At 38.2% G+C, this 14,540-nt stretch carries 12 protein-coding genes; 6 read left to right on the forward strand and 6 right to left on the reverse strand.

The annotated features are described in order from the left end of the window. Window positions 1-224: 224 nt before the first annotated feature. From recN to ruvX, 3 genes are all read left to right on the forward strand, one after another. Entirely contained in the window at window positions 225-1,886 is a 1,662-nt protein-coding gene (gene recN, locus GA0116959_RS09560; RefSeq protein WP_092720518.1) for a DNA repair protein RecN, read from the forward strand. Between the two features lie 116 nt (window positions 1,887-2,002). After that, window positions 2,003-2,557 (forward strand): YqgE/AlgH family protein, encoded by a 555-nt coding sequence (locus tag GA0116959_RS09565; RefSeq protein WP_092720519.1) that lies wholly within the window; start codon window positions 2,003-2,005, stop codon window positions 2,555-2,557. Next, window positions 2,550-2,993: a Holliday junction resolvase RuvX gene (gene ruvX, locus GA0116959_RS09570; protein ID WP_092720520.1), complete on the forward strand. Its 444-nt coding sequence runs from the start codon at window positions 2,550-2,552 to the stop codon at window positions 2,991-2,993. The genes GA0116959_RS09565 and ruvX overlap by 8 nt, the downstream gene beginning before the upstream one ends. Window positions 2,994-3,268: 275 nt before the next feature. On the opposite strand, the gene GA0116959_RS09575 is transcribed toward ruvX, so the two are convergent. The 3 genes from GA0116959_RS09575 to GA0116959_RS09585 are packed head-to-tail and all read right to left on the reverse strand — an operon-like array spanning window position 3,269 to window position 6,626. Beyond that, window positions 3,269-4,279 carry an HlyD family secretion protein gene (locus GA0116959_RS09575; RefSeq protein WP_053578943.1) on the reverse strand — a complete coding sequence of 337 codons (1,011 nt, stop codon included), beginning with the start codon at window positions 4,277-4,279 and terminating at the stop codon, window positions 3,269-3,271. A 43-nt stretch (window positions 4,280-4,322) separates the two neighbouring features. Beyond that, window positions 4,323-4,529 carry a DUF1656 domain-containing protein gene (locus GA0116959_RS09580; protein ID WP_092720521.1) on the reverse strand — a complete coding sequence of 69 codons (207 nt, stop codon included), beginning with the start codon at window positions 4,527-4,529 and terminating at the stop codon, window positions 4,323-4,325. A gap of 18 nt (window positions 4,530-4,547) precedes the next feature. After that, window positions 4,548-6,626, reverse strand: a complete 2,079-nt coding sequence (locus GA0116959_RS09585; RefSeq protein ID WP_092720522.1) for an FUSC family protein — start codon at window positions 6,624-6,626, stop codon at window positions 4,548-4,550. A gap of 474 nt (window positions 6,627-7,100) precedes the next feature. Between GA0116959_RS09585 and GA0116959_RS09590 the strand changes: the two genes are divergently transcribed. Beyond that, window positions 7,101-7,874 (forward strand): IclR family transcriptional regulator, encoded by a 774-nt coding sequence (locus tag GA0116959_RS09590; protein WP_092720523.1) that lies wholly within the window; start codon window positions 7,101-7,103, stop codon window positions 7,872-7,874. A gap of 326 nt (window positions 7,875-8,200) precedes the next feature. On the opposite strand, the gene GA0116959_RS09595 is transcribed toward GA0116959_RS09590, so the two are convergent. Next, window positions 8,201-8,818: an alpha-ketoglutarate-dependent dioxygenase AlkB family protein gene (locus GA0116959_RS09595; RefSeq protein WP_053578947.1), complete on the reverse strand. Its 618-nt coding sequence runs from the start codon at window positions 8,816-8,818 to the stop codon at window positions 8,201-8,203. A 135-nt stretch (window positions 8,819-8,953) separates the two neighbouring features. Between GA0116959_RS09595 and GA0116959_RS09600 the strand changes: the two genes are divergently transcribed. Then, a complete protein-coding gene (locus GA0116959_RS09600; protein WP_092720524.1) occupies window positions 8,954-10,756 on the forward strand; it encodes an ABC transporter ATP-binding protein in 1,803 nt (600 codons plus the stop codon). A gap of 56 nt (window positions 10,757-10,812) precedes the next feature. Here the strand turns inward: GA0116959_RS09600 and phoU are convergent, their stop codons facing one another. Next, on the reverse strand, window positions 10,813-11,532 hold the full coding sequence (gene phoU, locus GA0116959_RS09605; RefSeq protein WP_053578949.1) for a phosphate signaling complex protein PhoU: 720 nt from the start codon (window positions 11,530-11,532) through the stop codon (window positions 10,813-10,815). Between the two features lie 95 nt (window positions 11,533-11,627). Beyond that, window positions 11,628-12,986 (reverse strand): multidrug efflux outer membrane protein AbuO, encoded by a 1,359-nt coding sequence (gene abuO / locus GA0116959_RS09610; RefSeq protein WP_092720525.1) that lies wholly within the window; start codon window positions 12,984-12,986, stop codon window positions 11,628-11,630. 447 nt (window positions 12,987-13,433) lie between these two features. Between abuO and GA0116959_RS09615 the strand changes: the two genes are divergently transcribed. Then, window positions 13,434-14,483 (forward strand): hypothetical protein, encoded by a 1,050-nt coding sequence (locus GA0116959_RS09615; protein ID WP_244878587.1) that lies wholly within the window; start codon window positions 13,434-13,436, stop codon window positions 14,481-14,483. Window positions 14,484-14,540: the final 57 nt, after the last annotated feature.

Genomic DNA, 14,540 nt, shown 5'->3' on the forward strand with positions numbered 1-14,540 from the left:
TACACTGGTGTTGAACGGACATTGAATATTTTTCTAAGCATTTTCTTCAATTTATGTTTATATAACTTAATATCACGTTTCTTCAAACATAGATCGGTTCATCTGTAGGATGAAACTCAGGTAAAATAGTGTGGTTTTACGTCATCTTAAAATAAAAGCTGTCTTGTGACTTAAACCAAATTTCACTATCTTAGATTTAAACTTTTCGCAGCTCGGATGCGTTTATGCTGACTCACTTAACTCTGATTAATTTTGCTTTAGCTGACCATTTAGCTATTGATATTGAACAAGGTTTCAATGTCTTAACGGGCGAAACTGGCGCAGGTAAATCGCTTTTACTGGATGCACTTTCGGCCTGTTTAGGCGAACGAACAGACACCAATTATGTGCGTTTTGGAACAGATAAAGCGGATGTCACCGCTGTTTTTAGCTATCAAGATAAAAGTGCAGAAGCTGAATGGCTTAAAGCACATGAGTTGGATGATGAGTCTGGAGAAATCCATTTAAGACGCGTTATTTTTGCAACAGGTCGCAGCAAAGCATGGATTAACGGTCGTCCGAGCAGCTTATCTGAACTGAAAGAAATTGGTCGTTTATTGGTACAACTCTATAGTCAGCACAGTCAACAACAATTACTTGAACCCCCCTACCCAAAACACTGGCTAGATCGTTACAGCAATTTTTATGAGCCTGCACAGGATGTACGTCATGCTTATAGCACGTGGCAAAAATATATTCGTCAGCATCAAGCGGCTTTAGATGCACAGGCCACGCGTAAACAGCGGATCGAAAGCTTAGAATTACAGCTCGAAGAACTCGAAGAAATTACCTCAATTGACTATAAAGAGATTGAACAAGAGTTTGATCGCTTAAGTCATCATGAACATATCATGCAAGATTGTAGTTATAGCCTAACGGTCTTGGATGAAGCTGAACAGAATTTGATCCAAGAATTGGCCTCAGTTATTCGTCGTTTAGAATCACATGCGGGGCGCAGTGAGCAATTGGCAGAAATTTATAATTCACTTTTAAATGCACAAAGTGAAATGGATGATGCCACAGCAAACTTGCGTCAATTTATTGATCGTCAAAGTTTTGACCCTGAACGCATGGATCTCCTGAATTCACAGCTTGAAATTTTCCATCGTTTGGCCCGTAAATATCGGACTCAACCCGAACATCTTCAACAAGATTATTTGAATTGGCAAACAGAGCTTGAGCAGCTGCATCAACTTGAAAACCCTGAAACTTTGGCTGAACAAGTTGATTTGTCTTATCAAACATTTTTAAATAAAGCACAATATCTTGATCAAATTCGTCGTGAAGCGGCTTTGCCTTTAGCAAAACACTTGACCGAACAAGTTAAACAACTGGCTTTGCCTGAAGCTTATTTTGAATTTAAATTTGAACCTTTAGAGCAAGCTTCAGCGGAAGGCCTGAGTTTTATTCAACTGTTGTTCACAGCCAATAAAGGTATGCCTGCACAACCGTTAGCACGTGTTGCATCGGGAGGTGAACTTTCACGAATTGCTTTGGTCATGCAAGTCATGAATGCTGAAAAAACAGAATCTGAAGTTTTAGTGTTTGATGAAATTGATGTTGGTATCAGTGGTGGTACAGCTGAAATGGTGGGACGTTTACTGGCAGATTTGGCACAACATGTTCAAATTTTATGTATTACCCATCAGGCACAAGTTGCGGCGCAATCTGATCAACACTTATTGGTAAAAAAACGACAAACAGACCCTGCCAGCAGTACCATTATCAGTCTTGCGGAAGAACAGCGTATTGATGAATTAGCGCGGATGACAGGTGGCATGGAAATTAACGACACCACTTTACAACATGCTAAACAATTACGACAGCTCAAGTTTCAGCAGGTATAAAATTGTGATGTAAATCATAAAAAAGCATTGGCTAAACTGAATTAGTTTAGTAAGTTGGTGATAAGAAGAGAATGATTTATTGATTAGCAGTTTAATTTTTAAGGGGGAATGGCTAGATGACTAAACAATATCTGACCCATCGCTGTTTAATTGCACCTCCTGACTTGGCTCATGATTTTTTTGCCAATACTGTCATATATTTGGCACGCCATGATGAAGATGGTGCTCAAGGCATTATTCTTAACCGCCCTTCTGATCTTTCCATTAAAGAATTATTAATTGATTTGGACATCGAAGCGGATAATGTCAATCCTCATGCTGTATTACAAGGTGGCCCTTTACGGCCTGAAGCAGGATTTGTACTCCACACAGGTCAACCGACTTGGCATTCCTCGATTGCAATTGGGGATAATGTTTGTATCACTACATCTAAAGATATTTTAGATGCCATTGCACACAATGAAGGTGTTGGCCGTTATCAAATTGCGTTGGGTTATGCCAGTTGGGGCAAAAACCAGCTAGAACAAGAAATGTCACGTGGTGAATGGCTGATTTGCGATTCCGACATGGATCTTATTTTTAATCTGCCTTATGATGACCGCTGGGATGCAGCCTATAAAAAAATGGGTGTTGACCGTACTTGGCTTTCATCAGAGATTGGACATGCCTGAAATATCAACACCTCAGCTTATTATGGCATTTGATTTTGGTACACAAAAAATGGGCATGGCCGTGGGCCAATCATTGATTGAAAGTGCCAGTCCACTGGCACTGTTTCCCATGAAAGATGGCATTCCAAACTGGGATGAATTACTCAAAATTGTTAAACAGCATCAACCTAACTTATTTTTAGTCGGTTTACCGCTGAATATGGATGACACTGAATCTGAACTGTCTACCCGTTCACGTAAATTTGCACGTCGCTTGCGTCATCAAACCAATATCGAAACCCTGATGGTGGATGAGCGCTTAACCACTCGTGAAGCACGTGATGAGTTAGAGCACTATCAAGCTCAAGGTCGTGCTAAAAAACTGGCTGCTGACAGTATTGCAGCAGCACTTTTGATTTCAAGTTGGTATCGAAACCCTCAAGGCATAAGTCCTTAATCTCTAAAATCTTGTGCTCAACCTTTACGTTAATAAACGAAATTGCAATACAGTGATTTAAAATGGCTTAAATTTGATTTGCCCTATCTAAAGCAACGTGTGAAAAATTAACTGGTGTCATTTGAACACCCTTGATGAAATAAACATGCTGAATATTTCTATCTCTCAAATCATCTTATGAATATGCGTTAAAACTCATTATCAGCTGCTTAGTTTTCAGTGACTCCCCAGATCAATTTTTCTCCTGTATCACTTTTTGTATGGTATCTAAAAAACTAGAATACTTTTGTTTTTCCAATATGAATGGTGGCCGTTCGGCCTGCAACAAAAGCCAATTGATTTTTGGGCATTTCATCTAAAATAATTTTTACAGGTACGCGCTGCGCTAGACGAACCCAACTAAAGGTTGGATTTACATTGGCTAAAAGTCCAGATGTCGTGGTACGTTCACGATCTTCAATACCAGATGCAATTCCCTGTACATGTCCTTTTAACTTTTCAGAACCGCCCATCATCTGAATGGTTGCAGGCGCACCCACATAAATTTTATCTAGCTTCGTTTCTTCAAAATAACCAACGATATACAACTGATGACGATCGAGTAGAGCTGCAACTGCTTGTCCTACCTTGATATAGTTTCCGACACGTAATTCAAAGTTAGACAGCGTTCCATCTGCGGGTGCAAGCACTTCAGAACGGTGCAAATTTAATTGTGCAATATGTAAATGACTGGTGGCTACTTCAATCAATGAATGTTGTTGTTTAATATTTGCCTCAGCTTGTTCTACTGCTGCCTTTATCTGGCTATGTTCTGCATGGGATTGATCTCGAACTGCAAATATCTGATCTTGTTCTTGTCTAGAAATTGCACCATCCATCAAATTGGCATAACGACCTGCATTTTTATCTGCTAAGTCGATATTCGCTTGTGATTTAATCACATTGGCCTTGGCCTGAGCCAAACTTGCTTCTGCTTCCGCCAAACCTGCTTTAGCTCTAGCTAAATCAGAGATCGCCTGCTCGACATCTAAGGCCTGACGGGCAGTGTCTATTTTAAACAGTACTTGCCCTTTTTTGACCGTTTGATTGTCTTGCACTAAAACATCGGTCACTAAACCTGAAACATCAGATGACACCTGAATGACATCACCACGCACACGTCCATCACGTGTCCAAGGTTCGGCATTGTAATAATTCCAAATATGAATAATGGCAAAAACTGCAATTAAAATCATCAGCAATAAAATTATTGGTCTGATCGCTTTGCGTAAATCCACAGCTGTCATTTCAGGTTTACCTCATTCATTTTGTAGGATGTCGATATATTGGTTAAGCAACAGATAAAACAAACAGGCCATGAATCATAAAAAGCAGCACGATATAAAGACATAAATTAAAGATGCTCGGCCACACGATCCAACCTTGACTGCTCCACTGATCTGTTTTCAGTCTCATAACTTGCAGCAATAAGTAAGCAAAAATAGCTTGAACCAGAAGTATTGGGACATATACCCCATAAATATTTATTTCACCCATCTAGATCTGCCTCGTTTTTTATTCAGCGCTATATACAGTGCTTTGATGACACAAACTGCTACGAATATTGTTGAGAGAAATATTTAAACGCTGTGCAATATCGATATTTTCCAACTGGCCCGTTGCCTCTTGTAATCGCTGTATTTGCTTTAACACATGGTCTAAAATATCAAGCTGAGGTTGCTGCATTTCTTTGGCTCGAAAATATTCATCAAGTAACTGTTGTAAATTTCCAATGCTGGAAACCAGAGGATTTAGGCCAGATAACTGCTCGGCCAATTCCTGTAAACGAGTCAAATCGACCACCGCACTGGTTTCAATCAGCGCCAAATTCATTTCCTGCTTCAAATTCTCGGACTGGACTAACTTGCTGTTGAGTACCCCAATCCGATCTAACATACTGCGTAAATGTCTTTTAAAATCGACCCCATAAGGTAAATACAGCGCATTTCTCACCGCTTTATAATGTAGGCTCAATATACGTTGGACCGTCATATCTGGTGACATTGAACGGACCATTTGAATGATATAAACGGAAATAATTGGGCCAATCACCGTTCCAATGGCTGAATCGAAAAATGCCACCTGATCCAGAGCATAAGTATTATGCAAATTTAACCCCATAATCATGCCCATAATCAAAGGTAAACCTAAACCTGCCAGAGGTGGATGTGGAAATAACAACAGACAAAATATAATAAACGGCGCAAGAACCACGGCCAATTCCCAAAAACTGCTGACATGCGGAAAAATACCGTATGCATAAATGAAAACAATAACCGCCGCATAAATAGTCGCCCGAATAAACAGTTTTAATGCAGGAACTGGATTATCCATTGCCGTTAAAATGCATGCACTAATAGCAGCCATGACGGCCATCATAAACCCGGACTTCCAACCACTTAAAATCCAAAATGACGTCGCAATCAAAATCACCAAAAAAGCCGAAATACCACCACGGACAGCCACTCCATGATCTCGATGTAAACTAGGATATGGCGTGGTTAATGGAGTGATGCTTTTGGGTAAGGAATCATCTCCGTTTTGAATACGCTGCCAAATCAGTTTTACGGCTCGAACATTCTGAATAAAATGTCGAATATCCATTTTTAAACTTTGTAAAGCCAAGCGCTGTTCGGGTCGTGCAGAGTCCATCAGCAGGTTAAAATCTGGCTCAAACTGTTTGGGTAAATCATTCAATTGATGTTCTTGAATGCCGTGATCATCATGTAAAAACTCTGCGATATGCACATGCATCTGGGTTAAATCGGCTCGATATGCCATATCTATTTGATCTAACTGTTTCATACGTTCGGAAATGGCTACCAAATTTGCCACCAACAGGGTGAGTTGATGCAACATTTCTTGTAGTGGTTTGGTCATGCCTTGCAGCGCTGATTTTTCATAGGACAAATGCACTGCCATTACATGAATCTCGGAAGTATCACGTGTAATATTTCCCAGTAACTGCGTGTAGTCATAGTGCTGTTTTTCTTTCTGTAATTGTTCACCCAGCAAAATTTGATCAAATAATAATTTAGTATCTTGAATAGCTTGGCTCACCCGAGTTTCGACCGCAGGCCCAATATGGAGTGGAAAAAAGCAGGTCGAAATGACAGCACTACACACTACACCCAAAGTGATTTCTAGAAATCGTCCGATTGCCATATCAAATATGGAAACGGTATCGGCCAGATAAATAATGTTGTAAGAAATAATCACAACGGTATAGCCAGCCAACATAAACACATAACTACGTGAAGTTCGGTCTAGCATCGAAATATACAAGCACACCCCGACCCATGCTGCTAAAAAAAAGGTAAATAGCCAAGGGGTATTAATTAAAAAGGGGGTTACTGCAATCGAAACAATAGCACCTATCAATGTTCCTAACACACGATAAAGACTTTTAGAGGAAGCCATACCTGAATAAGGATTGGCAATGATAAAAACGGTGCCAATGGCCCAAATTGGATAAGCCAAATCTAAAGAGAAAGCGATATACAACGCCAATATACCTGCAACACACGTTTTAATCGCAAAAATCCAGTCCAGTCTAGTAGGACGAAATGCGAGTAATTGTCTGGCCAATAGCATTGTTTGATCTCAAAGTCAGGTGTGAAAACTTGTGTTCATGTTTTTTAGCCCTGACTAAAATACACAACCTATCTCAAAGATAAATTGTGTAGACAAAAGCAGATTGGAACATGTGATCCAAACATGATTAGCATTTCAAGGATTGATGAAAAACAATCAAGTTAAATTCTTATGAGGAGAAACAGTATAAAAAATACTCGATGCAGAGCGGTTAAAGATTCAATCTTAAATCTTGATTTATTCTCCAAGCTCGAAAACACCAATATTTTTAAATATAATATCTCATTGTGATAATCAATACTATATATTTTAACCATATTGAATTTTAATCCACCATTTTCTCACAAAAGTCGTGACTTTTTTAAGACCAAAAATATATTAAAATTCCAACAAAATACGCTTCAACTTCAGTTTTTGTTATAAAGTAATAGGCTTTATTTTTTATTTTTTTGTGCTTTCATTAAGCAGGTACTTATGACACTTTCTAGTTTTGGTAAGATTCTGACTGTTTTAGATCTCTTTTCGGTATCTCGCCCGATTATTAATGTCGACCTGATTAGTGAAGAATTGGGTTTATCCAAGCCGACCAGCTATCGTTATTTAAAAGAATTAGTTTCAGCAGAATTACTGCAACGTTTAAGTGGAACATCAGGGGATTACACCTTGGGTTCAAAAATTGCAGTTCTGGATTATATCTCCCGTACGACAGATCCTCTGGTACAAATCAGCATCCCTTTTATGCAACAAATTGTCGAACGTACCGAATTTAGTTGTTTGCTCACTCATTTAAACCATAATTCATGTATCGATCTACATCATGAGTTATTTAAAGACATTACTTTGCTGTCCTATGGTCGAGGTTGTCCACGTCCTGTATTTATTGGTTCCTCACCTAAAGCGATGATTTCAAATTTACCCAAACAGAGTATTTTGGACTATTACCGTCGTTTTTCGACCGAACTGGATGAAGTTGGTTTTGCACAAAATGAAGAGCAATTTTTACTGAAAATGAAGCAAATTAAGAAACAAGGTTATTACTTTTCCAATGGTGAACTGGATCCTAATATTGCAGGCTTGTCTATTCCAATTAAATTTTCTGCCAAAGAACCGCCTTTAGCCTTGACTTTATTGGCCTCTAAAAACCGCTTTGAATTTGTAAATCTGCAAAAATTAATCGATATTTTGAAAGAGAATGCGGCGTTGATTGAAAAAAAATTTGAAGAGTTAGCTCAAAACCCAGATGGATAAAATAATATTTTCGATTCAAATAGATAGATTTAATCTATAAAACTATCAAATTTAGCGTTGTATTTTTAATTATATTCTCATAATATGATTATTGTTCTTCATGTGGCCAATTGTATTCCATGACAATTTGCAACATCCTTAGAGAAAAGCTTATGTTCTGCATAAGCTTTTTTTTATGCTCAAACAGCCTCATGTTTTATTCCTCTTGCCTCACCACTTAAGTTCAATCTTAAAACCTCAATCTGACAAAAAAGAAATAACAGTCACAACGCGTATTTAGAAAATCTCTAGGTTCAAATCGAGCACCTCTCATTGTTAAACATATTTTAGAAAAAATGACGAAAAGTAAGATTAATTCGAGGCTCGACTATGCGTGTTGATTTCATCAACGCATGTTTCCAATACTGCTGCGTATCGCCTCGCATCACAATCAGCTGACCGCTCTGTAACAGTACATCTACTTTTTTTGCAGTTTGCTTATGTTTGAAACTAAATTTTCGTGTTGCACCTAAACTTAAAGAAGCAATGATGGTTTCTTGGCCTGTTTTAGAGACTAAAGCAGCTTCATCATCGCTATGCCAACCGACGGCTTGTGTACCATTTTCATATAAATTGGCCAAACAAGAATTAAAATGACAACCGACCAAACTTTCAATGTGCTGTTTTAAACGCCATAATCCAGATTGCCATGGATGTGCCTGTTTTAAAGTCCCTGAATAATGATATTCATAATGTTCATCCCCATACCAAGCCACTTGTCGTGCTGTTTGATAATGCTGACCAAATAAAAAAACTTCGTCTTGTTGCCACGCTAAATGTTTTAAAAAGTAATCTAAATATCGTGTGCTTTGTTCCGCAGTTAAAATTAATCCAAAGTCTTCGACGACTCCCGCATAAGGCAAAATATTGGCTTGAGCTTCAGGCTTAAATAATTCAAAGTTCATGGTCAATCATCAAATTACCGATTTAATTTATTTTAGCGCAATGTCCTGAATGACAATTCAAAACATTGTATGCGCTTGTGACATTGAATAATCCCGCTTAGACTCAAACCAAGCTGAACAATAAAAATATTACATATGAACTTATGGCATCTTTTTCATAAACTTCGACCTTTTGTAAGACCATATCGCTTACTGGTGATTGCAACCTTACTGCTGACATTAATTGGTTCATTCACAGCTCAGGTCAATGCGCTCACCTTACAATATGCCGTCGACAGTATTAACCAACTGATTGAAGCAGGTTTTGGTCTGTCTGAAGGCTGGCATATTCTCATCACCATTACAGCTATTTTACTGGGCAAAGAAGTGATTAATGCATTTGTTCAGTTTGGACAAAAGTTTTATGGTGAAAAGCTACGAATTTTTGTTTCACAAGATTTAGCGCAAGGTATTATCGAAAAATTCCTCACCTATCGGCTGAGCTTTTTTAATGAGGAGAACAATCAAGCAGGTAAATTACAAACCCGTATAGACCGCGGAATCGGCTCGTTAACGCGCTTGGTGCAAATCTTCTTTATTGATATTTTACCGTTATTTACCAGTGCGATTGTCGCACTGGGTTTAATGTTCTATGCAAATATTTATGTCGGTTTAGTGGCATTAAGTATTGTCCCGATTTATTTTTGGCTGACCTTTAAACAAGCACAAAAACTGGGCGGATGGCGACGTAACTTAAGAGATGGACGCGAACGAAAAAGCCAAGGTATTTTGAGTATTATTAATTCAATTACTGTCATCAAATCTTTTAACCGCGAATCCATTGAATCAGAGAAGCAACTCAAATTACAAAAAGAATTGACCAATAATCAAATGCAAACCCGTCAAACCAGTTTTCTATTTGATGGTTTAAAAACTTTTATTGAGCAAATTGGAATTGTGCTCATCATTATTTTAACCGCTTATTTTGTCTTAAACGGAGAAATGAGTATTGGCATGATTATGTATCATGTGCTGTTGTTCAATAACGTGTCTGCACCCATTCGCTCATTACATCGTATTTATGACGAAGTGAATGACGCCATGATTTACTCTGAAAGTTTCTTTGCAATTTTAGAAGCCGATCATGAAAGAGAACCAAGTGGTGTGCAAAAACCAATCATCACAGGAAAATTCGAACTGAAGCAGGTCGATTTTTATTATCCCAACGGACATCATGCGTTAAAAAGTATCAATATGGTGATTCAACCGAATAAAATTACTGCTTTGGTGGGATTATCAGGTGCAGGAAAATCGACCCTGATCAGTTTATTGGATAAATTTTACCAACCTGCTTCAGGACACATTCAACTCGATGGTATCGATTTGGAGCATATTGACACACAATATTTACGCGATCATATCGGTCTGGTACTACAAAAAAACCATATTTTCCAAGGGACTATTTTTGAAAATATCCGTTATGGTAAAACCGATGCCAGTTTAGAAGACGTCATGCATGCTGCAAAAAAAGCATCGATTCATGAACAGATTTTACAGCTTCCACATGCCTATGATGCCGATGCGCTCATGCTATCAGGCGGGCAACAACAACGTATTGCACTGGCTCGAATGTTTCTAAAAAATCCACCGATTATTTTTTTGGATGAACCTACGGCCAGCCTAGATGCCATTGCCTCCGAACAAATTAAACAAAGTCTGGATCAGATTAAACAAGGACGAACAGTCATCATCATTTCACATAGTTTGTCGCAAATTATTGACGCAGATTACACCTATGTCATGAAAGAAGGACATATTGCAGAACATGGCGAACACAACACGCTTTACCATCAAAATGGCGTATATAAAGAAATTTTTGATGCGATGGCAAAAAGTTTAAACATTGAAAAAATTGCCAAAACGTTTGAAGATGATACCGAGGAAGAAACCCACAGTTAAAAATCAGCTACAAAAAAAAGCCTCAAATAATGTCGAGGCTTTTTTTGTAGAAAAAATTAGCGCACTTGAACTTTTTCTTCAATTTCTTCTACGCTAATGTGACGTACATCTAAACCTTTGACCATATAAATCACTTGTTCAGAAATATTTCGAGCATGGTCACCAATTCGCTCTAAAGAGCGCAATACCCACAGCACATTAATTACACGTGAAATATGACGTGGATCTTCAATCATATAGGTCATTAAGGTACGGGTAGCTGACTGATATTCACGGTCAATGTCTGCATCAGCCAATAATACCCGTAGTGCTTGTTCGACATCTAAACGAGCAAAAGCGTCTAATGCATCATGGATCATGACACGAACCTGATTACCGATATGGCGAGTTTCCATATAGCCACGCGGTGAACTGCCCTCTTCACATAAGTTTTGTGCAATACGGGCAATTTTAGCTGCTTCATCACCAATTCGCTCTAAGTCCGTATTGGCTTTAGACATCGCAATCACCATGCGCAAATCGATTGCTGCTGGATGGCGACGTGCCAAAATGAGGGTTAAAGCTTCATCAATTTCGGTTTCTAGACGATTCACAATATTGTCTTGAAACTGTACGTCTATGGCTAAAGTTTCATCGGTATCTAATAAAGCACGAATTCCGTTGGCAACTTGCTGTTCGACTAAGCCGCCCATCGTCATAAACTTTGTATTCACACCCTGTAAATCTTCATTAAATTGTGAAGAAATATGGTGATTTAACACCGGATTATTTGGCAAGAGGCATACTCCAAAAACAGCAATTTTAGGTTTAAATAAATTGTTTAATATTAAAGCACATCTACTGTGAAGCTTTCATGACAAAAGTCGAACGTTTAGTTTATTCGCTGAAATGATGAATCAACAAGCCATGTATTCATCTCGCTTAAGTCTTGTGTGGTTAATTTCCCAACCGCTGCTTTTAGTCGTAGCACATTCATTAAATAATCATATTGTGCATTTAAATATTCTTGCTTGGCTGAAAAAGCATTCCTTTGTGCTAAAAGCACATCAACCATGGTTTTTAAGCCTTCTTGGTATTGGGCTTTAGATGCCTGAGATACAATTTGTGATGAATCCATCGCTGCTTTACGGGCTTGTAATTTGGCCTGATCAGTTTCAACTTGCAGATAAGCTTTTTTGACATCGGTATTGGCTTTACGCATAGCAGCATCTAATTGTGCTGTACTTTTTTCCACATTTACCGCTGCTTTCTGCACCGATTTTTGAGTTCTGCCACCACTGTAGACATTCCAATTCATCTCGATCCCAATTTGGTCAAATTGACCATCACTGGAAATAATATTTTGTGGAGATTGTTTGGTATAACCGTAACTGCCGACTGCCTCAATTTGTGGATAGGATGCGGCCTTTTCTACCCGTTTTTGATCTTGTGCATAGCGCTGCTGTAAACGTGCCTGCTGAATCGATAAATTTTGGCTTTGTGCTAAATCTGTCCACGCTGACAAGTTTTCAGGATAAGGTTTTTGGAATTGAAAACCTGTACTTAAAACTGCCAGATTTTCCCGATAAGGTCCAATAAACTGCGCTAACTGTTCCTGAGCCAAAATCAATTCCACATGAGTAGCAATTCGATTTGCGCGTGCATTTTCGTATTGTGCTTTGGCTTCACTGACATCACTTTTTGCCACTAAACCTTCTCTGAGTTTGGCATTCATCATATCCAACTGTTTCAGTAATGCCTGTTCTTCTTGTACATTGGCCTTGGTCAGACTTTGTTGCCGTAGTACTGCAAAATAAGTTTCAGCAAGATTTAAAATATGTTCTTGTTGTTGTAACTGTAGATTGATTTCACTCAAACTCAGCGAAGTTTTGACCTGTTTTAACGCCTCCCAAGCATCCCAACGAAATAACGGCTGGCGTGCAGTCAGAGCAATCTGACGAGTGGTTGATGAAGAAGACATCAATAGGTCTGAATTAAAAGGCAAATCAGTATCTAAATTGGAATTGGTTTGCTGACTTTTACGGGTTACATTCCCTGAAAGCTTAATGGTCGGCAGCAGGTTACCTTTTGCAATGCCTAAATCTAATTGCTCTGCTTCATATTGCAACAGCTTGGCTTGCCAGTTAGGATCTGTACTTTGAGCACGTTGATAGGCTTCCACCAAATCCAAAGCATATGCCCCTGAACTGAGCAGTAACAAAGAACTACTCAAAACAATTTTAATCTTCATTTTTATTGTAAATTCCTGCACCCAAACATCTCAATCTTGATTTTTTTATCCATACTACACCTATTCATGGCTAACAGTGGTTATCTAGGTCGTAGATTTCTATTTAGTTGCAGCGGGTCGGATAAAATCAAATGTCATGACACTCTATTTTTAAGTCTGCTATAAAACATGGAATATTGAATGCAGTTAGATATATAAAAATAGTCCACAATATTTAGTTTAATCTGAAATACATCAATGACATTTCTGCCATCTTTCCTCTTTATTTTATCTGCTATCAAATCAAAAAAATCAACTGTGTCATATTATTTTTATATAGTCACATCACGTTAACTAAATTCCTTCACAATACTACACAGACAAAATCGGTATTAGCGATAAAATACTGACCTTCACTCCCTTTCATTGCCTGATATATCCACATATAGAATGACTCTGCCCTTCAAAATGCTGCTTTCTGCAAAGCAATACCTCCCTTTAATCGTATTTATTTTTTTGCTTGGATGTCAGAAACCTGAACCAGAGCCTGTTCCAAAACAATTAGAAAAACAGTTACAGCAAGAGGAACCAGTTGATTTATCCTTGTTGTGTAAAAATATCGAAAAAAATATGTTGGCGATTGATGCGGATCGAACCACTTTCGCCTTGGAACAAGTCAATCAAGATTTAAAATTATGCTTACCGCTTTCCACCTTTGAAGAACAAAAAAATTTACTCACCTTATCGAATCAAATGTATAAAAACTTTTTAAGTGTGGAAAGAACGGCTTCTCAACAGACTGCTTTTGAAAATTATGCCTTTGACTTGGCCCAGCACCCCACCGTTCAGCAAAACCATTTTGAACAACTGACGTTACGTGATCAATATTTGCTAAAGCATAAAGGTCAGGCCTATGTTGAACTCTTTGATGCAGGCAAAGGGCAACTCAATTATCGTCGTAGCCCTGAATATCTAGCGAGAATTTTTGCACCTTATATGCCTGAAGCAGAACAAGCTTTTATAGAAAACTTGGCTGCACAAAATATGCAACCAGTCTGGGTTAAACAAAGCTTAATGATTGAACCGCATGAAATTGTCGTCCGTGCTTTATTTTGGGAAGACTATTTAAAGCAATATCCGAAAAGTAGTTATCGTCAAAATGCTGAATATCTGATGCAAATGTATGCGCTATTTTTATTTATTGGTACACCTGCTTCACCCGTTTCTGATAATTTTCTTAATTCATACGCTGTTCAAAGTAGCAGCTTAGATGAAATTGAAAAACTGGCTCAACTCAAAAATTCAACTTTGGCAGTTCAGGCTGGAAAATTTCTTCAATTTCTGCAACTCTCTGAAGAGCAAAGAATTAAACACATTCCAGTTCAGCTCAGTCCATCTGAACAGGGAACAAAAAATGAAAGTTTGTTGGCTCAAAAGCAATTGAAACACTATTTAGGTTTAAAAAATTTAAGCCTGTCTGTACCGCGTGATTGTTTTAGCGATGCCATTTGCCGTTAAAAATATCTATTTTTAACTGAGAATCAAAGGTTTATAAACGAGCTTTAATGCACGTGT

The organism is Acinetobacter albensis (assembly GCF_900095025.1).
GTDB classification, from domain to species: Bacteria; Pseudomonadota; Gammaproteobacteria; order Pseudomonadales; family Moraxellaceae; genus Acinetobacter; species Acinetobacter albensis.

Bases quoted from the DNA above. Each gene is read 5' to 3' on its own strand.
- abuO (WP_092720525.1), bottom strand. From the start codon at position 12,986: ATGAAGATTAAAATTGTTTTGAGTAGTTCTTTGTTACTGCTCAGTTCA.
- GA0116959_RS09585 (WP_092720522.1), bottom strand. From the start codon at position 6,626: ATGCTATTGGCCAGACAATTACTCGCATTTCGTCCTACTAGACTGGAC.
- GA0116959_RS09575 (WP_053578943.1), bottom strand. From the start codon at position 4,279: ATGACAGCTGTGGATTTACGCAAAGCGATCAGACCAATAATTTTATTG.
- GA0116959_RS09590 (WP_092720523.1), top strand. From the start codon at position 7,101: ATGACACTTTCTAGTTTTGGTAAGATTCTGACTGTTTTAGATCTCTTT.
- GA0116959_RS09580 (WP_092720521.1), bottom strand. From the start codon at position 4,529: ATGGGTGAAATAAATATTTATGGGGTATATGTCCCAATACTTCTGGTT.
- ruvX (WP_092720520.1), top strand. From the start codon at position 2,550: ATGCCTGAAATATCAACACCTCAGCTTATTATGGCATTTGATTTTGGT.
- recN (WP_092720518.1), top strand. From the start codon at position 225: ATGCTGACTCACTTAACTCTGATTAATTTTGCTTTAGCTGACCATTTA.
- GA0116959_RS09600 (WP_092720524.1), top strand. From the start codon at position 8,954: ATGAACTTATGGCATCTTTTTCATAAACTTCGACCTTTTGTAAGACCA.
- GA0116959_RS09565 (WP_092720519.1), top strand. From the start codon at position 2,003: ATGACTAAACAATATCTGACCCATCGCTGTTTAATTGCACCTCCTGAC.
- GA0116959_RS09615 (WP_244878587.1), top strand. From the start codon at position 13,434: ATGCTGCTTTCTGCAAAGCAATACCTCCCTTTAATCGTATTTATTTTT.
- GA0116959_RS09595 (WP_053578947.1), bottom strand. From the start codon at position 8,818: ATGAACTTTGAATTATTTAAGCCTGAAGCTCAAGCCAATATTTTGCCT.